This window comes from Marivita sp. (assembly GCF_048006345.1).
GTDB lineage: Bacteria > Pseudomonadota > Alphaproteobacteria > Rhodobacterales > Rhodobacteraceae > Marivita.
Genome location: NZ_CP180351.1, coordinates 307,839 through 329,595, shown reverse-complemented (window position 1 = coordinate 329,595; position 21,757 = coordinate 307,839). Strand labels below are relative to the sequence as shown.

Annotated in this window: 12 protein-coding genes and 1 riboswitch; of the genes, 4 read left to right on the top strand and 8 right to left on the bottom strand. The window is 59.7% G+C overall.

The features are described 5' to 3' along the window. Positions 1 to 89 precede the first annotated feature (89 nt). Entirely contained in the window at positions 90 to 3,062 is a 2,973-nt protein-coding gene (locus ACMVPR_RS01705) for a valine--tRNA ligase (RefSeq protein WP_416881443.1), read from the top strand. A 40-nt stretch (positions 3,063 to 3,102) separates the two neighbouring features. Here ACMVPR_RS01705 and ACMVPR_RS01700 read toward each other — a convergent pair whose 3' ends face one another. The 6 genes from ACMVPR_RS01700 to metZ all read right to left on the bottom strand — a co-directional run bounded on the left by ACMVPR_RS01700 (position 3,103) and on the right by metZ (position 10,782). After that, positions 3,103 to 4,281, bottom strand: coding sequence for an LLM class flavin-dependent oxidoreductase (locus ACMVPR_RS01700; RefSeq protein ID WP_416881442.1), 1,179 nt, complete (start codon positions 4,279 to 4,281; stop codon positions 3,103 to 3,105). Positions 4,282 to 4,778: 497 nt separating this feature from the next. Further along, positions 4,779 to 6,371 (bottom strand): 5-guanidino-2-oxopentanoate decarboxylase, encoded by a 1,593-nt coding sequence (locus ACMVPR_RS01695; RefSeq protein ID WP_416881441.1) that lies wholly within the window; start codon positions 6,369 to 6,371, stop codon positions 4,779 to 4,781. Further along, entirely contained in the window at positions 6,371 to 7,819 is a 1,449-nt protein-coding gene (locus ACMVPR_RS01690; RefSeq protein ID WP_416881440.1) for a TrkH family potassium uptake protein, read from the bottom strand. The genes ACMVPR_RS01695 and ACMVPR_RS01690 overlap by 1 nt, the downstream gene beginning before the upstream one ends. Positions 7,820 to 7,852: 33 nt before the next feature. Next, positions 7,853 to 8,110: a hypothetical protein gene (locus ACMVPR_RS01685; RefSeq protein WP_416881439.1), complete on the bottom strand. Its 258-nt coding sequence runs from the start codon at positions 8,108 to 8,110 to the stop codon at positions 7,853 to 7,855. A 264-nt stretch (positions 8,111 to 8,374) separates the two neighbouring features. Further along, a complete protein-coding gene (folE2, locus tag ACMVPR_RS01680; protein WP_416881438.1) occupies positions 8,375 to 9,472 on the bottom strand; it encodes a GTP cyclohydrolase FolE2 in 1,098 nt (365 codons plus the stop codon). A gap of 131 nt (positions 9,473 to 9,603) precedes the next feature. Next, positions 9,604 to 10,782: an O-succinylhomoserine sulfhydrylase gene (metZ, locus tag ACMVPR_RS01675; protein WP_416881437.1), complete on the bottom strand. Its 1,179-nt coding sequence runs from the start codon at positions 10,780 to 10,782 to the stop codon at positions 9,604 to 9,606. Positions 10,783 to 10,838: 56 nt separating this feature from the next. Then, a riboswitch (SAM riboswitch) is annotated at positions 10,839 to 10,915 on the bottom strand. Between the two features lie 108 nt (positions 10,916 to 11,023). Here metZ and ACMVPR_RS01670 point away from each other — a divergent pair. Then, positions 11,024 to 11,890, top strand: coding sequence for an alpha/beta hydrolase (locus ACMVPR_RS01670; protein WP_416881436.1), 867 nt, complete (start codon positions 11,024 to 11,026; stop codon positions 11,888 to 11,890). 73 nt (positions 11,891 to 11,963) lie between these two features. Here ACMVPR_RS01670 and ACMVPR_RS01665 read toward each other — a convergent pair whose 3' ends face one another. Next, a complete protein-coding gene (locus ACMVPR_RS01665; RefSeq protein ID WP_416881435.1) occupies positions 11,964 to 14,408 on the bottom strand; it encodes an ATP-dependent helicase in 2,445 nt (814 codons plus the stop codon). A 152-nt stretch (positions 14,409 to 14,560) separates the two neighbouring features. On the opposite strand from ACMVPR_RS01665, the gene ACMVPR_RS01660 reads away from it, so the two are divergent. Continuing rightward, on the top strand, positions 14,561 to 15,709 hold the full coding sequence (locus ACMVPR_RS01660; RefSeq protein WP_416881434.1) for an alpha-hydroxy acid oxidase: 1,149 nt from the start codon (positions 14,561 to 14,563) through the stop codon (positions 15,707 to 15,709). An 80-nt stretch (positions 15,710 to 15,789) separates the two neighbouring features. Further along, positions 15,790 to 19,233, top strand: a complete 3,444-nt coding sequence (locus tag ACMVPR_RS01655; protein ID WP_416881433.1) for a pyruvate carboxylase — start codon at positions 15,790 to 15,792, stop codon at positions 19,231 to 19,233. 218 nt (positions 19,234 to 19,451) lie between these two features. On the opposite strand, the gene ACMVPR_RS01650 is transcribed toward ACMVPR_RS01655, so the two are convergent. Next, positions 19,452 to 21,575, bottom strand: coding sequence for an NACHT domain-containing protein (locus tag ACMVPR_RS01650; RefSeq protein WP_416881432.1), 2,124 nt, complete (start codon positions 21,573 to 21,575; stop codon positions 19,452 to 19,454). Between the last annotated feature and the right edge of the window lie 182 nt (positions 21,576 to 21,757).

Genomic DNA, 21,757 nt, shown 5'->3' with positions numbered 1-21,757 from the left:
GGGTTTTCCTTTCCCCGCCCATTCGCTAGATGAGGCGCAACAGAACACTTGCGGCCCCGGATGGCTGCACAAAAGCGGGAACGAACCCCATGGCGATGGAAAAGACATTCGACGCGAGCGAGGCCGAGGCGCGGCTTTACAAGGCGTGGGAAGAGAGCGGTGCCTTCAAGGCCGGGGCCAACGCCTCGCGCGAGGACGCGTTCTGCGTGATGATCCCGCCGCCCAACGTGACCGGCTCGCTGCACATGGGCCACGCGTTCAACAACACGTTGCAGGACATCCTTGTCCGCTGGCACCGGATGCGCGGCTTCGACACGCTCTGGCAGCCGGGCACCGACCACGCGGGCATCGCCACGCAGATGGTGACTGAACGCGAGATGGCCGCCAATGGTGAGCCGTCGCGCCGCGAAATGGGGCGCGAGGCGTTTCTCGACCGCGTGTGGCAGCAGAAGGTCAAATCGCGCGGCACGATCATCGGGCAACTCAAGCGCCTTGGCGCGTCGGCTGACTGGTCGCGCGAAGCGTTTACCATGGGGGGTGCTGCGGGTGACCCGGATCGCGGCAATGGGCCGAACTTCCACGATGCCGTGATCAAGGTCTTTGTCGATATGTACAACAAGGGCCTGATCTATCGCGGCAAGCGGTTGGTCAACTGGGACCCGCATTTTGAAACTGCGATTTCCGATCTCGAGGTCGAGAATATCGAAAACCCCGGCCATATGTGGCACTTCAAATACCCGCTCGCGGGCGGGGCCACCTATACCTATATCGAAAAGGACGAAGACGGGAATGTCGTGCTGGAGGAAGAGCGCGACTATATCTCCATCGCCACAACGCGCCCTGAAACCATGCTGGGCGACGGTGCCGTTGCGGTTCATCCGTCAGATGAACGCTATGCGCCAATCGTCGGGAAACTCTGCGAGATTCCGGTTGGGCCGAAAGAGCACCGCCGCCTGATCCCGATCATCACCGACGACTACCCCGATCCCACATTCGGCTCGGGCGCGGTGAAGATCACAGGTGCACATGACTTCAACGATTACGGTGTCGCCAAGCGCGGGAACATCCCCTGCTACCGCCTGATGGACACCAAGGCCCACATGCGCGACGACGGTGCGCCGTACGAAGAGGCGGCGCTGATCGCTGGTGCCGTGGCACGCGGTGAGCGCACGCTGACCGAGGCCGAGACCGACGCGCTAAACCTCGTGCCGGATCACCTGCGCGGGCTTGATCGGTTCGAGGCGCGCAAGCGGGTTGTGGAGGAAATCACGTCCGAGGGTCTGGCTGTGATGACCCGCGCGGACGATCCGCGGTTGGGTGCGGCCCCGAAGAAAGCCGTCATTGCCGGGCTTGACCCGGCAACCTCAACGGACGGAGATCCTCGGGTCGAGCCCGAGGATGACGGATCAACGCTGGTCCCGCTGGTCGAGGCCAGACCGATCATGCAACCCTTCGGCGACCGCTCCAAGGTGGTGATCGAACCGATGCTGACCGACCAGTGGTTCGTGGACGCCGAAAAGATCGTCGGCCCCGCTCTGGAGGCCGTGCGCTCGGGTGAGGTGAAGATCGTGCCGGAGTCGGGCGAAAAGACCTATTTCCATTGGCTTGAGAACATTGAACCGTGGTGCATCTCGCGCCAGCTTTGGTGGGGACACCAGATCCCGGTGTGGTTTGACTCGGATGGCAATCAGTACTGCGCGCCGACCGAAGCCGAAGCACAGGCGATGGCGGGCGACGATGTTGCACTCACCCGCGACCCTGACGTTCTGGACACATGGTTCTCCTCCGGTCTCTGGCCCATCGGCACGCTGGGCTGGCCGGAACAGACGCCGGAGTTGAAAAAGTACTTCCCGACCAGCGTTCTCGTGACCGGGCAGGACATCCTGTTCTTCTGGGTCGCACGGATGATGATGATGCAGCTCGCCGTGGTTGATCAGATCCCGTTCAAGGACGTCTACCTGCATGGCCTCGTTCGCGACGCCAAGGGCAAGAAGATGTCCAAGTCGCTGGGCAACGTCGTTGATCCGCTTGAGATCATTGACGAATATGGCGCGGATGCGCTGCGCTTCACCAATGCGGCGATGGCCTCATTGGGTGGGGTTCTAAAACTCGACATGCAACGGATCGCGGGCTACCGGAACTTCGGCACGAAGCTGTGGAATGCCACCCGCTTTGCCGAGATGAACGGCGTGTTCGAGAACCGGACCCCCAGCGTCGACATCCCCAAGGCCACCGCGACGGTGAACCAGTGGATCATCGGGGAAACCGCCCGCGTGCGCGGCGAGGTGGATGCGGCACTGGCCGCCTACCGCTTCGACGATGCGGCGGCGGCGCTTTATCGCTTTGTCTGGGGCAAGGTCTGCGACTGGTACGTGGAATTCTCCAAGCCCCTGCTTCTGGACGACGGCCCGCAAACGGCGGAAACCAAGGCGACGATGGCCTGGGTCATCGACCAGTGTCTGATCCTGCTGCACCCGATTATGCCCTTCATCACCGAAGAGCTTTGGGCGGTGACAGGCGACCGGTCGAAGATGCTCGTGCATGCCGACTGGCCGACCTATGGCGACGATCTGATCGACGCCGAGGCCGACCGGGAGATGAACTGGGTGATCGGTCTGATCGAAGGCATCCGGTCAGCCCGCCAGCAGATGCACGTTCCGGTGGGGCTCTACCTGCCGCTGGTGGTCAAGGATATGGGCGATGCCGCGAAGGCCGCGTGGGATCGCAACGAGGTGCTGATCAAGCGTCTGGCGCGGATCGACGACCTGACCGTGGTGGACGCCTTCCCGAAAGGCTGCGCCACCGTGCCGATGGAAGGCGCAAGTTTTGGTCTGCCGCTGGCCGATATCATCGACGTGGCCGAAGAAAAGGCGCGGCTTGAGAAGTCGCTGCAGAAACTCGCCAAGGAGATCGGCGGGATGAAGGGGCGTCTGGGCAACCCGAAATTCGTCGAATCCGCACCCGAAGAGGTGGTCGAAGAAACCCGCGCCAACCTTGCGGCGCGCGAAGAGGAAGCGGCGCAGCTGAACGAGGCACTGGCGCGCTTGGCTGAACTGGGATGAGGGAAGGCCGGGCCTCGGCCCGGCCTGTGTCTTGGTCCGCCTATTCGGCAACGTGCCGACGGCCCTCTTTTTCCGCCGCATAATTGGCCTGCGCCGTTTCGACCGCCTTGGCGTGAATCTCGGCCAGTTCCGGGCGCATCTTCTGTGCCCGCATCGCGGCGTTCATCGTCGACATGTGCTGGCCCTGGAAATGCGGGAACACTTCGCGCGCGATCAGGTCGTAGCTGCGCTTGGTCGCCTCGAAATTGGCCCAGTTGTGCGCCAGCATCAGGTAGGCCCCGAACCCGCCGTTCGACTGCTTCCACAGCCGGTCGATCTGGGCGCGGCACATCTCGGGTGTGCCGATGGCGCCGAAGCCTGAATCGTTGATGAAGTCGATCATTTCCTTGGCGTTCTGCCCCGGCATCGACATCTGCGGGAAAGCGGCGATTTCCTGGAAATAGTTGAACCAGTGCTCGATCCCGTATTCCACGTCGCGCCGCGCCTGTTCGGCGGTTTCCGCGATGTGGCACAGGCCGACGAGCCGCCATTTGGAGCGATCCACCTGCTGATTGTGGTGTCTTGCTTCCTCTTCGATCACGTCCCAATGCAGGGCAAGCGCGTCAAAGCCCGCCGCCGTGGTCGCGCCGATGGAGATCAGGCCAGTGCCGTATTTCCCGGCAAGCTTCGGCCCCGTGGGCGAGGCGACGGCGGCTGTTGCCAGATCGAAATTGGAATAGGGCCGAAGGTGCAGACGCGCGTCCTTGAGCGTCCAGCGGTCGTTTTCGAAGGTCACCGGTTCGTCCGAACGCAACAGCCGTGTGATGATGTCGAGTCCGTCCGCCAGCAAACCGCGCGTGTCCTTCTGCGAAAGGCCGATCATCGTCGCATCGGTGGGTAGCGATCCCGGCCCGAGGCCCAGCATCACCCGCCCCCGTGTCAGATGGTCAAGCTGCACCATGCGCTGTGCCACCCAGAGCGGGTTGTGGTAGCTGACCGAGACCACCCCGGTGCCCAGCTTGATATGTCGCGTGCGCTCTGCCGCAGTCGCAATCATGATCTCCGGACTGGCCGAAATCTCGGACCCGGCGGAATGATGTTCGCCGAACCAGACCTCGTCGTAATCGCAGCGGTCCAGCCATTGAACCAGTTCAAGATCCTGCTCCAGCGCCAAAGTCGGGTTGATTCCGGGCTTGTGGAACGGAGCGAGGAAAATACCGAAACGCATTCGGTTGGTCATATGATATCCTCCCAATTGCACCCGCACGTTGTGTGCGTGACGCAAGGGAAGCCTAAATCGCGTTTCCGGATTCACCTAGCGCGTTTTGAATGCCCCCCCGGCGAGCTTTTGCGCATGGCATGACGGCCCGGATCGGGATCTGTCCCGCCGGGCTGTCGGTCATTTAGTTTTGGAAGAAGCGGCGCCGCCCCGAAGGTCTGACTCTGCTTTTCGCTGTCGGGCGTTGCCCGAACCCTGTGGCCCTGCAAAAGGCCCTGTAGACCGGTCGTTCACGGGTGTCCCCTACAGGGCGTGAAAGCAATCGTCAGCTTTTGGTCGCGGTGTGGGAGTGACCCTGTCCGCTCGATGCGCATCGTGCGAGAGGTTTTGCCGGGTGGGTGTTAAGACTTCGGCAAGAGACCGTGCGGTGGACGGGCTTTGCAAAGCCCGTGACGCGGTTTCGAAACCGCGTGAGAAGCCCGTTCGAACGGGCTTGCCCAGTCCTTCGAAGGACTGGATCAGCCTGCAATCTCAGGTGTCACGCGGATCACTGTCGGTGTGTCGGCGTTGAACGCTGCAAGGACCGCCTGTTGCAGCGCCTCCAGACTGTCCGGCTGCACCGCCTCCGCGCCGTAAGCCCTAGCCAAAGCAAGGAAATCCGGGTTCCGCGCCACCACGGCATTGGGCGCGATCTGGCTGCGGACCATGCTGTCCTCGATCTCGCCCAGCTTGCCATTGTCCCAGACCAGAATGGGCAGCGGCAGGCCCAGTTCCACCGCAGTGCCCAGTTCCTGAATGGTGTATTGCAGCCCGTAATCCCCGGCGATGGCCAATGTCGGCAGACCCGGTCGCGCCACAGCCCCACCAATCGCGGCGGGCAACGCATAGCCCAAGGTGCCAAAGCCATAGGGGTGGTGCCAGTGGCCGGGGCGCGGCATGTCCCAGATCTCTTTCGCGGCATAGGCGAATTGGGTCATGTCCGAAAAGATCATCGTGTCGTCGGGCAGCACCGCGCGCAGCGCGTCGCAGACACGCCCGATGCCGGGGCGTTCGGCATCCACTTCAGCCCGCCACGCCGCGCGTTTGCGCGCGACACTGGCGGCATCCCATTTGGGCGGCTGGTCGGCGGTGCGCGCCGGAATGGCGATGGTCATCGCTTTCAGGAACGCACCCGCATCGGCCAGAATCGCGCGGTCGTCGTGACCCATTCCGCTGAACACCTCAGGGTCGATATCCACGCGGATCATCGGCGCGGTGTGGCCCAGCGTTGGACGCCAGAGATCGACTTCTGAGAGCGTGGTACCGACGGCGATCACCAGATCGGCCTGAGCGGCGATGTCGGCGCTGTCGGGACGGGCAAGGAAGCTGCCGAAATAGAGCGGCTGATCGCCGGGCACGACGCCCCGCGCGGCATAGGTCACAATAGAGGCCGCACCGGTTTGGCGCAGCAGATCAGGGATCGCGGCGGCCCCGGCGACGGCCCCGCCCCCGAATACAAAAAGCGGTCTTTCTGCGGCCAGAACAGCGGCGACCACATCATAGACATCCGCGTGGGACGCAGCGGGCAGACCGGGCCGTGGCGCAGGTGATGGAGCGGCGTCGGCTGGAGCGCCCAGCGTGGCGATGGGCACTTGCAGATGGCAAGGTCGCGCGCGGGCGCTGGCGAATTGGTCGAAGGCGCGGTCGATCATGGCATAGGCGGCAGGCGCGCTGCGCGCCTCCTCCGACCATGCGCAGACAGTTTCGGCAGCCATGCGCTGATCCCGCATCTGGTGAAGCTGACCTCGCCGGGCCGCAACCTCGTCCAGACAGGAGGAGATGACCAGAACAGGCACGGAATCCGAATAGGCCTGCCCCAGTGGCGTGAGGATGTTGGTCAGCCCCGGCCCGGTGATCACATAGGCCACACCCGGCTTGCCGGTGGCGCGGGCGTAACCGTCGGCCATGAACCCCGCCCCCTGTTCGTGACGGGCCAGCACATGCGTGATCCCGGCTTGTTCAATGCCGCGATACAGCTCCACATTATGGACACCGGGGATGCCGAAGATCGTATCGACGCCCCGATCCTTGAGCATTTGCGAGATTTGGGCGCCAAGCGGCTGACGGGTCATCACGCTCTCCAGAAATTGACGGTGAAGATGGCATAGACCGCCAGAAGTTCCAGCCGTCCGAGAAGCATGCCAATGGCCAGCATCCATTTGGCGGTGTCATTGAGGCCCGCGAAATTGCCCGCAGGCCCGATCTCGGGTCCAAGCCCCGGCCCGATATTGGCAAGCGCCGTGGCCGCACCCGAGACCGACGTGATCAGATCAAGTCCGGTCATCCCCAAGGCCACCGACAGCACGCCAAGCGAGATCACGAAGAACACGAAGAACGAGATCACCGAATTCAGAACGTCATCCCCCACCGGCCGCCCATCATAGCGCGGCATGAAAACCCCATGTGGTGAACGGATCTTGCGCAGTTGCACCTTGATCGACGCAAAAAGGAGTTGATAGCGGAAGATCTTGATCGAACACGAGGTCGACCCCGCGCAGCCGCCGATCAGGCCGATGAAGAAGAAGACCGAAATCAGGAATGGCCCCCATCCCATGTAGTCGACGCTGGCATAACCGGTACCCGTCATGATCGATACGATGTTGAACAGCGCCTCTCGGAGCGCCTGTTCAGGGTGGTGCGGGAAAATCTGGGTGAGGGTGAATGCGGTGACGAACACCAGCACCACAATGGTCCCCAGAAAGGCACGGATCTGGGTGTCTTTCCAGAACACCCGATAATTGCCCTTGGTCATCTGCACGAACCTCACAAACGGCAGCGCCGCACAAATCATGAAGACCGACGCCACGTATTCCGCAGGGCCTTGGAACATCCCGAACGAGGCGTCGTAATTCGAGAACCCCCCGGTTGAAACGGTGGTCAGCGCATGTACCGTCGCATCAAAAAAGTTCATTCCAACAATGTAATAGCTGGTGGCGCAGGCGATGGTGATCGCGATGTAGATGGTCGAGATCGATGTCGCGATCTCGGTTGCGCGGGGCAGGATCTTGCCCATGGTGTCGAAGGCCTCGGCGCGGAAGATCTGCATCCCGCCGATCCTGAGTTCGGGCAGGAACACCATGGCGACAACGATGATCCCGATGCCGCCCAGCCATTGCAGCAGACCACGCCAGAGGAGGATGCCCTTGGGTAATTCGTCCAGCCCGGTGAAGACGGTCGATCCGGTTGTCGTCAGTCCCGACATCGCCTCGAAAAATGCATCGACGAAACGCGCCTCGGTCTCGCCCAGCACAAACGGAATGGCGCCGAAGATCGGCAGCGCAACCCAGACCCCGGTGGTGAGCAGGAAGGTCTGCTGAATCGACAGTCCTTCCTTGACGCCATTGGCCGACGCCAATGCGATCAAACCGCCGGAAAACATCGTCAGCACAGAGCTTTGCAGGAAAACATGCCACTCGCCGCGCGCTTCGGCGAGATCGACCAACATCGGCAAAAGCATTGTCGCCCCGAGAACAGCGACCAGAAGGCCGATCACATAGGCTACGGGACGGATGTCGAACATGAGACGAAGCGTTGGCCTTGTCCCGTCGGGGTGTCAAGCCGTTGGCCGCTGCTTTGATGCTGCCAGATCGCCAAAACAGTCTTCGAAGACGAAAGGCAGGATGTCGTCGCGGGTCAGTCCCACGGACGCAAGCTCTGCATCACTCATGGCGTCCAGCCTCAGAATGCTGACCAGTCGGCTGCGCACCATGGGCATCGGATTGAACCCCTGTCCCTTCTCGGCAAAGAAAAGGTCGATCCGGTGGCGCAGACCGGGGCGGGCAAAGTGCAGGTAGAATGGTTCTATCGACATTGGAAACCTCGTTGAGACTCTTGGTTTCCTCCCGGCTCTCAGGATAGCGCAGGTTGGTGTCGGGATCGCGGTGAAGACATTACGCCCCTCGGTTCGCCTCTGATCTGTGGGATTGCAACGACACTGAATGATGGTCTCTGCCCGATCGGCGGGCAGACCGGCGAGGATTTGATCACAGCGTGTATCCACCGCCGGAACGTCATGTCCAAAACGAAAAACGGCGGCAGACGCCGCCGTTTTCGTATTCATCTGTTCAACAGCGCCTTAGCCGACGTGGAACAAGGTCGAGAAAAGTTTGGGATCAAGGCTGTCCGCCGCAAAAAGCGTACCTTCGGTCAGCACTGAAACCGCGTCATGGCTGTGCAGACTTTCCTGATGGCTGGCCAGCACACGGTAGTCGCCGATTCTCGGGTCAGCCTGCAGCTGCTCGGCAAAAAGCCGTGCCGCGTCCTCAACGAAGATCGGATTGGCGGCGTTCAGTTCTGCAAACGCCTGTTCGTCTTCACGCTTGACCATGACCTGCGTCTCGGTCGGCACGGCACGGCGGCACATGTCGATCAGGTCTTCGAACCACAGGCATTTGCCGTTGTTCACTTCGACAGAAATTCGCGCAACGGATCGCTGCGAATGGGGGGTCGCCAATTGCCCGCGCTCGCGCCGCGCATGTTCGCTGAGTTCGAGCGAACAGGGGCAGGTCGAGCTGTAGACATAATCGAGATGCATGATCTTGCGGCGCACGCCGTCGGTTTCGACCAGTTCCAACGCAATGTCGTAATACTGGTAACCCGACAAGCCGGACCGCAGGCTGTTCACCTTCATCGGGAAGGAGAGGCGCATGTTGATGCGTGCATCAAAGGATTCGAGATCAGACTTGTAATCGTCCAGTGCCGCTTCGATCACATTGAAACTGAACGTCTTTTCCGCGTGAACGTAGAAAGACCGCATGATGCGGCTCATGTTGATGCCCTTCTTGTCGGCATCAAGGCTGACAGTGCCGGTCACGCTGGTTTCCAGCGTCAGATCACCGTTGTTGCGCGTGTGATAGCTGATCGGCAGGCGGAAGTTGGAAATCCCAACGTGTTGAATGCCCCGGTTCGCACCGCGAATGAGCGCAGACGGCCCGTTTTGCAGGTCGGGAAGCGTGTCCTTATAGGCGGCATCGACCGCGAAACCATCGGGATAGTCGCGCGACAGGATCGGATAGGCGTCGGACGTACCTTCGACCAAACGGCGCAGAACGGGATCAACCATGTCGATTTCCGCATCATGGGCCTTGCTGGCCCATTGCCGCAACAGGGCCAGGGCAGCCTCGGCCTGTTCACGGCTGGGTTTGCGGTCAATCTCAGGTGTATGGATATTCATACGCAGGCCCCCTCGCCTGTTGGACATGTCCTAGAGATAGGCATCTGTCCGTTTTTTTCCACTCACCTTATATACGACGTGCCCCCGCAAATGGTTCAAACCTGCGGGGAATTTCCTTTGTCATTTCGCCGTCATGCAGTGTCCAGCGCCGTCAGAATATCGTCGATGAGATCATCCGTATCCTCGATTCCGACCGAAAGACGCACCAAACCGTCGGTAATGCCCAATGTTTGGCGCTGTTCGGCGCTCAGACGCTGATGCGTGGTGGTGGCAGGATGGGTGACGATACTCTTGGCATCGCCAAGGTTGTTCGAGATCACGATCACGTCAAGCGCGTTCAGAAAGGCGAACGCCGCTGCTTTGCCGCCCTCGAGTTCAATCGCCAGCATGGTGCCACCCGACCCCATCTGTCGCTGTGCCAATGCCGCCTGCTTGTGTGACGGCAGGCCTGGATAGATCACCTGTTTCAGCTTGGCATGGCCCTCAAGCGCCTCGGCAATGGCCTGCGCTGATTGAGCCTGTGCGCGGACGCGCAGATCAAGGGTTTCAAGACCCTTGAGCTGCACCCATGCTGTAAAGGGCGACATGGAGCCTCCGGTGTGCTTCATGTAAGGCTCGACGACCTTGCGGATATGCTCGCGCGTGCCAAGGATCACCCCGCCCAGCGTGCGCCCCTGCCCGTCGATATGCTTGGTCGAGGAATAGACGATGACATCCGCGCCCTGCCCCAGAGCGTCCGAGAAAACCGGCGTGGAGAACACGTTGTCCACGACGACCAACGCGCCCTGGGCATGGGCGATTTCGGAAACCGCCTGAATATCAACCAGTTCCAGCGTGGGGTTCGACATCGACTCGAAGAACACTGCCTTGGTATCGGGACGGACCGCCGCGCGCCATTGGTCCAGATCGGCACCGTCCACCAGCGTCACCTCGACCCCAAAGCGGGGCAGGATGTCCTCAACGATATAAAGACAGGACCCGAACAAGGCCCGCGCCGAAACAAGGTGATCGCCCGCCTTGAGCATCGACATCAGAGCGCCGTTCACCGCCGCCATTCCGCTCGCCGTGGCAAAGGCGTCTTCCGCCCCTTCCAGCATCGCGATGCGTTCCTCGAACATCGCGACCGTGGGGTTGCCGTAGCGGGCATAGATATATTCGTCGGGGCCCGATTTGATGAACCGCTGTTCGGCCTGTTCGGCATTGTCATAGACGAAGCCCTGAGTGAGGAAGATCGCTTCGCTGACCTCGCCCCACTGGCTGCGTTTGGTGCCACCGTGCACCAGTTTTGTACGTGGTTTCTTGTCTTTCATGTCTTCACCTGCGTGGGCCTCGACCCATCAAAAAAGCCCCGTTCCGGCCAAGCGAAAGGGGCTTTCGGCTGACCTTTTAGCGGCATGTTTAACGTGGCCCGCAATCCGGTAACAAATCGCCACAACATGGCGATACTTGCACCAAGAACACAGGTCAAGCCTGACATATCGATGTCATGCTGCTGTCATCGCAATGTTGCGGAATGCGCTTAGCCCATCCCCAACATGTAGGGGGCAAGCGATGGCTCTTGTGCAGATCAGCAGCGACGAAATGGGCAAATGGCAGGGCGACCTGCACGCGTTGCCGAAAACCGCCCCCGTCGCGATCATGTTGCACGGGTACAAATACCGTCCGGGCGATCGCACGGATTGCCCGCATGCCAGCCTTTACGCCGCCGAAGCACAGAATGCGATCCAGCGCAGCCAACCTTGGCCCAAACGCCTCGGCATCGGGACTTCCGACCGCCCGGCCATCGGATTCGGATGGCCAGCGCGTGGCTCGGTCTGGGCGGCATGGCGACAGGCCGAGATCGCGGGCCGTGCGTTGGCCGAGGTGATCGACGCCCTGAAAGCCGACGCACCCCATCGCCCCATCCGCCTGCTTGGACATTCCATGGGGGCCCGCGTCGCGCTCTGCGCATTGGCGCGCTGCGGGCAAGGACATGTGCATAGCGCGATCCTGCTGAATGCCGCGGATTTCACCAAAAACGCCCTTCGCGCCCAAGCGCGTCACGCGGGCACCTCGTTTCAGATGATCAATGTGACAAGCCGCGAGAACGCTGTGTTCGACCTGCTGACCGAACTCTGCCTGCTGGCTCCGCTCCAGTCAGAACGTGCGCTGGGGCGCGGGCTAGATGGGCCGCACGCGCTCACGCTGCGGCTCGATCACTTGGATGACCGGAGCGCCCTTGCCAGCCTTGGTTTTGCCGTGCCGCCGCCGGACCGGTCGATCTGCCACTGGTCCACCTATCTGCGCCCCGGAACAGGTGCCATTTACCGCGCGCTTCTGGATGGCACATTGCGACCAGACGTGTTGCGGGCGGCCCTTCACGCCGCGCGGTGTGATGGCGCCGAACCGCAAACCGATTTTGACGCTCAGGTGGCATAGGCGGTAAGCCCTGATTCTTCTCTTTGACAAATACGCCCGGGCCAACGGCACCGTCAGGAACCAGCGTCAGGGATCAGAACGGCACATCATCGGCAGCACAGATGAACCGCGCGACGACTTTCTTGATGCCCGCCTTTTCGAATGCGATCTCGAGCTTGTCGCCCTCGATCCCCATCACGGCGCCATAGCCGAATTTCTGGTGAAACACCCGTTCGCCCAGCGCGTAGGAACTGATCGCGGTGGCGTCGATGACCGTATTGCGGGCCTCGGTGGGCTGACTGACCGGGCGTTGCTGGGACCTTGCCTGCAAGCGTCGCCAACCCGGCGAGTTGTAGACGTTTGCATCCGCCGCTTTTTGGTGCAGGTCGGAACCGGCCATCATCTGCGTTGCGGGCGAGGCCATACCGGCAGCACCGTATCCACCGCCGTAAAGACCGGGCGGGGTCAGCACCTCGACATGCTCTTCGGGAAGTTCGTCAATGAAGCGCGACGGCAGCGCGGATTGCCATTGGCCAAACACCCGGCGGTTGGCGGCAAAGGAGATCGTGCAGACCTCCTCGGCGCGGGTGATGCCGACATAGGCAAGGCGGCGTTCCTCTTCGAGGCCCTTGAGACCTGACTCGTCCATCGAGCGCTGCGACGGGAACAGCCCATCTTCCCAGCCGGGCAGGAAGACGGCGGGAAACTCCAAACCCTTGGCGGCGTGCAGCGTCATGATCGACACTTTCTCGCCATCGCCGCCTTTGTCATTGTCCATGATCAGGCTGACATGTTCGAGGAACCCTTGCAGGTTCTCAAACTCTTCCAAAGCCTTGACCAGTTCCTTGAGGTTTTCGAGCCGTCCCGGCGCTTCTGGCGTCTTGTCGTTCTGCCACATCGTGGTGTAGCCTGACTCATCAAGCACGATTTGCGCCAGATCGACGTGAGATACCTCGGGTTCCGCAAACCTGATGCGATTTGCTTCAAGTGACCCATCGTCCAGCACTTCATCACTGTCTTCGATGATTGCGCGTCCACGCGTCATCCCGCCCCAGCGATCAAGATCGCGCACAAGTTGGCCCAGTTCGGACCCGCCCTTGCCCTTGATCAAGCCCTGCTCAACCGCCAGCCGCGCGCCTTCGACCAGGGACACGCCATTGGCGCGGGCGACGGTCTGGATGGTCTGCTGCGCCTTGTCGCCCAAGCCGCGTTTGGGGGTGTTGACGATCCGCTCGAACGCCAAGTCGTCATCCGGGCTTGTCACAAGCCGGAAATAGGCCATGGCATCGCGGATCTCCATCCGCTCGTAAAAGCGCGGGCCGCCAATGACGCGGTAGGGCAGACCGATGGTCAGGAAGCGGTCCTCGAACGCACGCATCTGATGCGAGGCGCGGACAAGGATGGCCATGTCGTCAAGACTCATCCCGCGCATGCCACGGGTGCCGCCCTGCATCGCCTCGACCTCTTCACCAATCCAGCGCGCCTCTTCCTCGCCATCCCAATGGCCGATCAGGCGGACTTTCTCGCCCTCCTGCGCATCGGTCCAAAGCGTCTTGCCCAGACGCCCCTGATTGCCCGCGATCACGCCTGAGGCGGCGGCAAGGATATGCGGTGTGGAACGGTAGTTTTGTTCGAGCCGCACCACATGCGCGCCCTCGAAGTCCTTTTCGAACCGCAGGATGTTCCCCACTTCGGCCCCGCGCCAGCCATAGATCGACTGGTCGTCGTCGCCGACGCAGCAGATGTTCTTATGGCCCGATGCGAGCAGACGCAGCCAGAGATACTGCGCAACGTTGGTATCCTGATACTCGTCGACGAGGATGTATTTGAACCAGCGCTGGTATTGGTCGAGCACATCCGGGTGCGCCTGAAAGATCGTGACGACATGCAACAGCAGGTCACCGAAATCGACCGCGTTCAGCTCCTTCAGCCGCGCCTGATAGAGCGCGTAGAGCTTGGGACCCTGATGGTTATACGCCCCGGCATCGGCGGCAGGCACCTTGTCGGGTGTGATCGCGCGGTTCTTCCAGCCGTCGATGATCCCGGCCAATTGCCGCGCGGGCCAGCGTTTGTCGTCGATCCCGGCGACGGACACGAGTTGCTTCAAGAGCCGCAATTGGTCGTCCGTGTCCAGAATCGTGAAGTTCGATTTCAGCCCCACCAGTTCGGCATGGCGGCGCAGGAGTTTCACGCAGATCGAATGGAAGGTGCCGAGCCACGGCATGCCCTCGACCGTCTGGCCCAAGAGCCGCCCCACCCGTTCCTTCATCTCGCGCGCGGCCTTGTTGGTGAAGGTCACGGCAAGGATCTCGTTCGGACGGGCGCGGCCCGTGTTCAGAAGATGCACGATCCGGGTGGTCAGCGCCTTGGTCTTGCCGGTGCCTGCCCCGGCAAGCATCAGAACAGGACCATCCAGCGTCTCGACCGCCTGGCGCTGTGCCGGGTTGAGATCGTTCAGATAGGGCTGCGGGCGCGCGGCCATCGCGCGGGCGGAGAGAGAGGCGTTTTCGAACGCCTCCATTTCATCGAAACTGCTCATGCGCGCCAAGATAGCGCCGCATCCACCAGAGATAAAGATGTTCTGATAATGTTCACATCCCCACGGGCGGATTTCCTTCTGAGGAAATCGCCGGATTTTTCAAAAAATCCGCTTCTGGACAATTCCCGGGAACTGCCCACAAATGCACCTCTATGGATCATCACGCAAAATACCCCGCCATTTCAGACCTCAAGGCGCGTGCGCGTCGGCGCATCCCCAAATTCGTCTGGGAATATCTTGATTCCGCCACCGGAAAAGAGGCCACGTTGCGGCGCAACCGGGAGGCCCTGGACCGGGTTCTGTTCATGCCCTCAATTCTGCACGGCGAATTGCCGGTGGACCTGAGCACGACGCTGTGCGGCCGCGACTACCCTCTGCCGTTCGGCATCAGCCCGGTTGGCATGTCCGGCCTGATCTGGCCAGATGCGGAACGCAAGCTGGCGCGCGCGGCGACCAAGGCAGGGATTCCCTACAGCATCTCGACCGTTGCCACGCGCACCCCCGAAGAGGTGGCGCCGCGGCTGGACGGCAATGGCTGGTTCCAGATGTATCCGCCCCGCGACGAAGGCATTCGCACCGACATGCTCAAACGCGCCAAGGATGCCGGGTTTACGACCCTGATCCTGACCGTGGATGTGCCCGTGCCCTCGCGCCGGGAACGGCAGGTGCGGTCGGGACTTACGACACCGCCGAAGCTGACCCCGCGTCTGCTCGCGCAGATTGCCATGTGCCCGACCTGGGCGATGGGCACCGCACAACTGGGTATGCCGCGCATGCGGCTGATCGACGATTACGCCGGCAAGGTGACGGGCCTCAGTTCGACCCAGCACGCAGGCTACCTGCTGCGCACGTCGCCGGATTGGGACTATGTCCACTGGCTGCGCGACGCGTGGGATGGGGCATTCTTTGTGAAGGGTGTGCTCAACCCTGACGACGCTCCTCGATTGGAACACGCCGGTGTTGACGCGATCTGGCTGTCGAACCATGCCGGACGCCAGTTTGATGCCTCCCCTGCTCCGATCGAGGTTCTGCCCAAATTCCGGGCAGCCACCGACTTGCCGCTTATTTTCGACAGCGGTGTGGAAGGCGGTCTGGATATCCTCCGGGCGATCGCATTGGGCGCTGATTTCGTCATGTTGGGACGGGCGTGGCACTATGCGCTTGGGGCGCTGGACAGCGATGGGCCTGCGCATCTGGTTGAAATCCTGCAAAAAGACATGGCGGCGAACCTTGGCCAATTGGGCGCGATCAAACCCACTGATCTGCGTGGCAAGGCCTGGTTCGATGAGGACGCCCGGTAAGCCGCGCTGTTTCTTGCTGTTGAGAATGTAACGAATTCTTACTAAGCAGCGCATACCGTTACTACGTCAGGACTGCTGCCATGCCAGATTTCAAGAAAATCCTCGTCGCCAACCGCGGCGAAATCGCCATCCGCATCATGCGGGCCGCCAACGAAATGGGCAAGGCGACGGTGGCCGTCTACGCCGAAGAGGACAAGCTGGGTCTGCACCGCTTCAAGGCAGACGAAGCCTATCGCATTGGCGAAGGGCTTGGCCCGGTGGCCGCTTATCTGAGCATCGACGAGATCATCCGCGTCGCCAAGGAGTCGGGCGCGGATGCGATTCATCCGGGCTACGGCCTGTTGTCGGAGAACCCCGATCTGGTGGATGCCTGCGTTGCCAACGGCATCACCTTCATCGGTCCGCGTGCCGAAACCATGCGCGCCCTGGGTGACAAGGCCAGCGCACGGCGCGTGGCGGTCGAGGCGGGTGTCCCGGTTATCCCGGCGACCGAGGTTCTGGGCGATGATTTCGACGCGATCATCAAGGAGGCCGAAGAGATCGGCTTTCCGCTGATGCTCAAGGCCTCTTGGGGCGGCGGCGGGCGCGGCATGCGCCCCGTGCACAATGCCAAGGAGCTCAAGGAGAAAGTGCTCGAAGGCCGCCGCGAGGCCGAAGCGGCGTTTGGCAATGGCGAAGGTTATCTCGAAAAGATGATCCTGCGTGCCCGCCATGTCGAGGTGCAGATCCTTGGCGACAAGCAGGGCAACATCTACCACCTCTACGAGCGCGATTGTTCCGTCCAGCGCCGAAACCAGAAAGTGGTCGAGCGCGCCCCTGCCCCGTACCTGTCCGAGGCGCAGCGCGAAGAGCTGTGCGAATTGGGCCGCAAGATCTGCGCCCATGTGAATTACGAATGCGCGGGCACCGTCGAATTCCTGATGGATATGGATGATGGCAAGTTCTACTTCATCGAAGTGAACCCCCGCGTGCAGGTGGAACACACTGTCACCGAGGAAGTGACCGGCATCGACATCGTGCAGGCGCAGATCATGATCGCCGAGGGCAAGTCGCTGGCCGAGGCCACGGGCAAGGCGTCGCAATACGACATCCGTCTGAACGGGCATGCGTTGCAGACCCGTGTGACAACCGAAGACCCGCAGAACAACTTCATCCCCGATTATGGCCGCATCACTGCGTATCGTTCGGCCACTGGCATGGGCATCCGTCTGGATGGCGGCACGGCCTATGCGGGCGGCGTGATCACGCGGTACTATGACAGTCTGCTGACAAAGGTCACCGCCTGGGCACCGACGCCGGAAAAGGCCATCGCGCGCATGGACCGGGCGCTCCGTGAATTCCGGGTGCGCGGCGTGTCCACCAACATCGCGTTTGTGGAAAACCTGCTCAAGCACCCGACCTTCCTGAACAACCAGTACACCACCAAGTTCATCGACGAGACACCGGAGCTGTTCCACTTCCGCAAGCGCCGGGATCGGGGCACCAAGGTGCTGACCTATATCGCCGACATCACCGTGAACGGGCACCCCGAGGTGGCGGGCCGCGCGATGCCGCATCCCGACCTCAAGCCTGCCAAGGCACCGAAACTGCGCACGCAGACGCCGCCGCCGGGCACCAAGACGCTGCTCGACGAAAAAGGTCCGCAGGCCGTGGCGGACTGGATGGCGGCGCAGAAAGAGGTGCTGATCACCGACACCACGATGCGGGACGGGCACCAGTCCTTGCTTGCCACGCGGATGCGGTCGATCGACATGATCAAGGTGGCACCCACCTATGCCGCGAACCTGCCGCAGCTCTTCAGTGTCGAATGCTGGGGCGGCGCGACCTTCGATGTGGCCTACCGCTTCCTGCAGGAATGCCCGTGGCAGCGCCTGCGCGACCTGCGCAAGGCGATGCCGAACATCATGACCCAGATGCTGCTGCGCGGGGCCAATGGCGTGGGCTACACCAACTACCCCGACAACGTGGTGCAGTTCTTCGTCAAACAGGCCGCCGAGACGGGCGTTGACGTGTTCCGCGTGTTCGACAGCCTCAACTGGGTCGAGAACATGCGCGTGGCGATGGATGCGGTGCTGGAAACAAACCGTATTCTGGAAGGCACGATCTGCTACACCGGGGATCTGAACGATCCGGCGCGGTCGAAATACGACCTCAAGTACTATGTCGCGATGGGCAAGGAACTGAAGGCCGCCGGGTCGCATATCCTCGGCCTCAAGGACATGGCGGGGCTGCTCAAGCCCGCTGCCGCTGGCCCGCTTGTGAAAGCGCTGAAGGAAGAGGTCGGCCTGCCCGTCCATTTCCACACGCATGACACCTCTGGCGCGGGCATTGCCACGATCATGGCGGCGGCTGCGGCAGGTGTGGATGCAGTTGATGCGGCGATGGATGCGCTGTCGGGGAACACCTCGCAGCCGACGCTGGGATCGGTGGTCGAGGCGTTGCGCCATACCGAACGGGAAACCGGGCTGGATATTTCAGCCATCCGCGAGATCAGCAACTACTGGGAAGCGGTGCGTGGGCAGTATGCGGCGTTCGAGACCGGGCAGCAGGCCCCCGCCTCCGAGGTTTATCTGCATGAAATGCCCGGCGGGCAGTTCACCAACCTCAAGGCGCAGGCACGCAGCCTTGGGCTGGAGGAGCGCTGGCACGAGGTGGCGCAGACCTATGCGGATGTGAACCAGATGTTCGGCGATATCGTGAAGGTCACGCCATCCTCCAAGGTGGTGGGCGACATGGCGCTGATGATGGTCAGCCAGAACCTCACCCGCGCGGATGTGGAAGATCCCGAGAAAGACGTGTCCTTCCCCGACTCGGTCGTGGACATGATGCGCGGCTCTCTGGGGCAGCCTCCGGGCGGATGGCCTGCGGCGATCCAGAAGAAGATCCTCAAGGGCGAGACAGCCTTTACCGACCGGCCCGGCCTGCACGCGGCCCCGGTGGATATCGAGGAAACCCGTGCCAAGGTGATCAAGGAACTGGAAGGCAAGGCGATCGACGACGAGGACCTGAACGGATACCTGATGTATCCCAAGGTCTTCCTCGATTACATGGGCCGTCACCGCATCTATGGCCCGGTGCGGGTGCTGCCGACGCGGACGTTCTTCTATGGCATGGAACAGGGCGAGGAAATCACCGCCGAGATCGACCCCGGCAAGACGCTCGAAATCCGTCTGATCGCGGTGGGCGAGACGCAGGACGATGGCGAAGTGCGGGTGTTCTTTGAACTTAACGGCCAGCCGCGCACGATCCGTGTGCCCGACCGCAAGGCCAAGGCCACCACGGCGGCGCGGCCCAAGGCGGAGGTCGGCAACCCGAACCACATCGGCGCGCCGATGCCGGGCGTCGTCGCCTCCATCGCGGTGTCGGCAGGTCAGAAAATCAAGGAGGGCGACCTCCTGCTGACCATCGAAGCGATGAAGATGGAGACCGGCCTGCACGCCGAACGCGATGCCGTGGTGAAGGCCGTACACGTGTCCCCCGCGGCGCAGATCGACGCGAAGGACTTGTTGATCGAGTTGGAGTGACTTGGGGTTGGTGTGGGGCGGGGGCAGTTACCCGCCCGTAACTCGCGCAACGAACTGATCCACGAAAGAGATGTGCTTGGGATTTTGCCCGGTCTCAACCAATCTTCTCACGGCCTCCATGGAGAATTTGTACCCAGTTCGAGATGCGGGGACTTTCATAATCTTTCCGTAATCGTTACACCACATACCACCACTTGCCGTATCTTGGCTTGCTTCTATCAAGGGGAATGGCAAAATCTCCAATTGGACTTGGCGGAGTACGAAATACATTTCCGCAAAATCACAAAGTCGGCATAGAATCTATCACCAGCCCTCTCAGGAAACCCGCCATTAAGAAAACTTCTAAACTGAACATCTATCATGGAATTAAACGAGTTGGCGACTAACCGCGGCACAAATGTTTGCCCGTCAAACTTCAACAAATAATCACCTACCAATCGCATAGCAGTAGATACATTTTTTTGCACTCGCGCACTATTTATGCAAGTCAGCAAGAAATTTTCCATATCAGAAAGATCATCCATCAAGCAAAAACGCTCATACACCATATATCGCGCGGCAACTGAAAGCTTCGCATACTCTTTTCGCATGATCTCGTCTTTAATCCGATTGCTTTCAGCACCAATCTGCAAAATCTCCCTAGGCACATGACCAAGAACGTGCTCCAGTCCCATCGAAATATTTCGAGCACCAACTTCAGGGCCTTCACGAACAAATGAAATCATCTCGGGATTTGCGAAGCTAAAGAATGTTCGATACATTTCTTTGGAAAAATCTTCACGACAAAAATACTGACTTACCAAAAACTCAATGTAACTCTTATGAGGAAAGTAATAAAAATTAGGACCTTTCACACCGACGAGTCCTGACGACTTAGATTTAGATACATGCTCGGCTACTGACCCCACCAATGCCTCGCGTATCGAATCAGTATCTCCCCTACCTAAGCGCAACTCTTTAGGTAGCGTGCCAACAGGAACCTCACTTGGAAGAAACCTATTCTCCCGGTGCACCGTGGACAGCCACCAAGCTATTTTCTGCATGAATACCGATCTAGGATCGCTATAACCTAGCTGATAATCGCCCTTATTTCTTACAAGCGACCTTGCAGGCTTCTCCTCCTCTCTAATTGCAAATCTTCGAATAAACTCCAAATATAGCTTATAGCGAGTTAATTGACCATCATGCCTTCTAGAAAGTGACGTCAAAATCTTTGTAAACATGCTAGCCTGGACAGGCCTTGACAAAATCTCATATTCGCTTTCCCTCAAATTTTTAACAAGAGATATTTCCTCATCCGACAGCGCTCTCGCTTGACAGAAACATTCTAAGTAGCGATTGACTTCTTCTTTTGTAAATCTGTCAACTTCAAACTTTGGAAAGTTATCACGTGAAGAGTTTGAAGCAGCCAGTAACGAATCTAATACGTCCGACTCTTCAATATCATCAAAAAATGCATCTGGTCTCCCAAGTATGATTGCCTTGGATTTACCTTGAAAAAGTGGCGCCATCTGCTCGAAAGTGTAGGCGAAGTCTTGGATTGACATCGCATGTCGCATTTCATCGAATCCATCCAGAATAAGGAAAATGGCGCCTGCTCGGAGCATTTGGAGAAAAAGATCGTATGAGAAATTACCAACTCGCGGCTGCCCCTCCGCGCCTGTAAGCTCCGAACAGATTAGTGCCTTCAAGTCCTGCTTCGTGTAAAGACCGCCCAGAGCGATTCGAATTGGAATACGACCAAAGCTACCGTCCCGATATTTAGTGCTCAAAAAAGAAGTCAAATAGTAACTAAAGGATGTTTTTCCGAGACCATACCCTCCATAAACCATGGAAACTGGACTATCTTCCAATTCCAACCATTCAGTTACAGCGTCGATAAGCAGAGTCTGCTTCCCTTCGACACGAGGCTGAATAAAATTCTCAGATGCTTCATGATTGTCAAATGCTACTGAATTACTTTGCAGCAATAGATTGAAATTCATTAGACTGTGCACAAATGTATCAAATTGCTGGTATGCCACATTTGGCAGCTTGTTAATGCTATCAGATGGCTGCATTCCCAATTCATGATTTGAGACAATAAGCAGCTTGTCTATTTCTCGATTTGCAAAGGATGGGTAATACAAGTTAAATATACTTGATATGTTAGAAGAGCTGAGAGGCTTTTCCCAATCCTTACACTCAACAGCAATTCTCTGAGGAAATATTGTGTTGTCGTCGATATAAAAGATGTCTGCAGTTGTTGTAGATAATCTCTTCTCGACCTCAATCTGAGGGAACTTAATGCTTAGCAGACCGGCGACTTTGTCTCGTAGTTCAGAACCGCTACGCTTTGCCATTTTACATTCCCACTATCAAGATTGATAAATTTTGATCAAAGCCATGACACTGAACCTGAGTTAACCGCCTCTTAGTCCTTCAAGCAAGTTGCATTCGGTTCGATTTGACTAATTGGATAACTTAGTATGCAAACCGGGCTATCGTGAATCGCTAATTCCCCCCACCCTTCCCAAACTTCCTG

What these genes read in the sequence shown, in the direction of transcription:
- ACMVPR_RS01660 (WP_416881434.1), top strand. Translation starts at nt 14,561, where the DNA reads ATGGATCATCACGCAAAATACCCCGCCATTTCAGACCTCAAGGCGCGT.
- ACMVPR_RS01700 (WP_416881442.1), bottom strand. Translation starts at nt 4,281, where the DNA reads ATGACCAACCGAATGCGTTTCGGTATTTTCCTCGCTCCGTTCCACAAG.
- ACMVPR_RS01695 (WP_416881441.1), bottom strand. Translation starts at nt 6,371, where the DNA reads ATGACCCGTCAGCCGCTTGGCGCCCAAATCTCGCAAATGCTCAAGGAT.
- ACMVPR_RS01685 (WP_416881439.1), bottom strand. Translation starts at nt 8,110, where the DNA reads ATGTCGATAGAACCATTCTACCTGCACTTTGCCCGCCCCGGTCTGCGC.
- folE2 (WP_416881438.1), bottom strand. Translation starts at nt 9,472, where the DNA reads ATGAATATCCATACACCTGAGATTGACCGCAAACCCAGCCGTGAACAG.
- ACMVPR_RS01655 (WP_416881433.1), top strand. Translation starts at nt 15,790, where the DNA reads ATGCCAGATTTCAAGAAAATCCTCGTCGCCAACCGCGGCGAAATCGCC.
- ACMVPR_RS01690 (WP_416881440.1), bottom strand. Translation starts at nt 7,819, where the DNA reads ATGTTCGACATCCGTCCCGTAGCCTATGTGATCGGCCTTCTGGTCGCT.
- ACMVPR_RS01670 (WP_416881436.1), top strand. Translation starts at nt 11,024, where the DNA reads ATGGCTCTTGTGCAGATCAGCAGCGACGAAATGGGCAAATGGCAGGGC.
- ACMVPR_RS01665 (WP_416881435.1), bottom strand. Translation starts at nt 14,408, where the DNA reads ATGAGCAGTTTCGATGAAATGGAGGCGTTCGAAAACGCCTCTCTCTCC.
- ACMVPR_RS01650 (WP_416881432.1), bottom strand. Translation starts at nt 21,575, where the DNA reads ATGGCAAAGCGTAGCGGTTCTGAACTACGAGACAAAGTCGCCGGTCTG.
- ACMVPR_RS01705 (WP_416881443.1), top strand. Translation starts at nt 90, where the DNA reads ATGGCGATGGAAAAGACATTCGACGCGAGCGAGGCCGAGGCGCGGCTT.
- metZ (WP_416881437.1), bottom strand. Translation starts at nt 10,782, where the DNA reads ATGAAAGACAAGAAACCACGTACAAAACTGGTGCACGGTGGCACCAAA.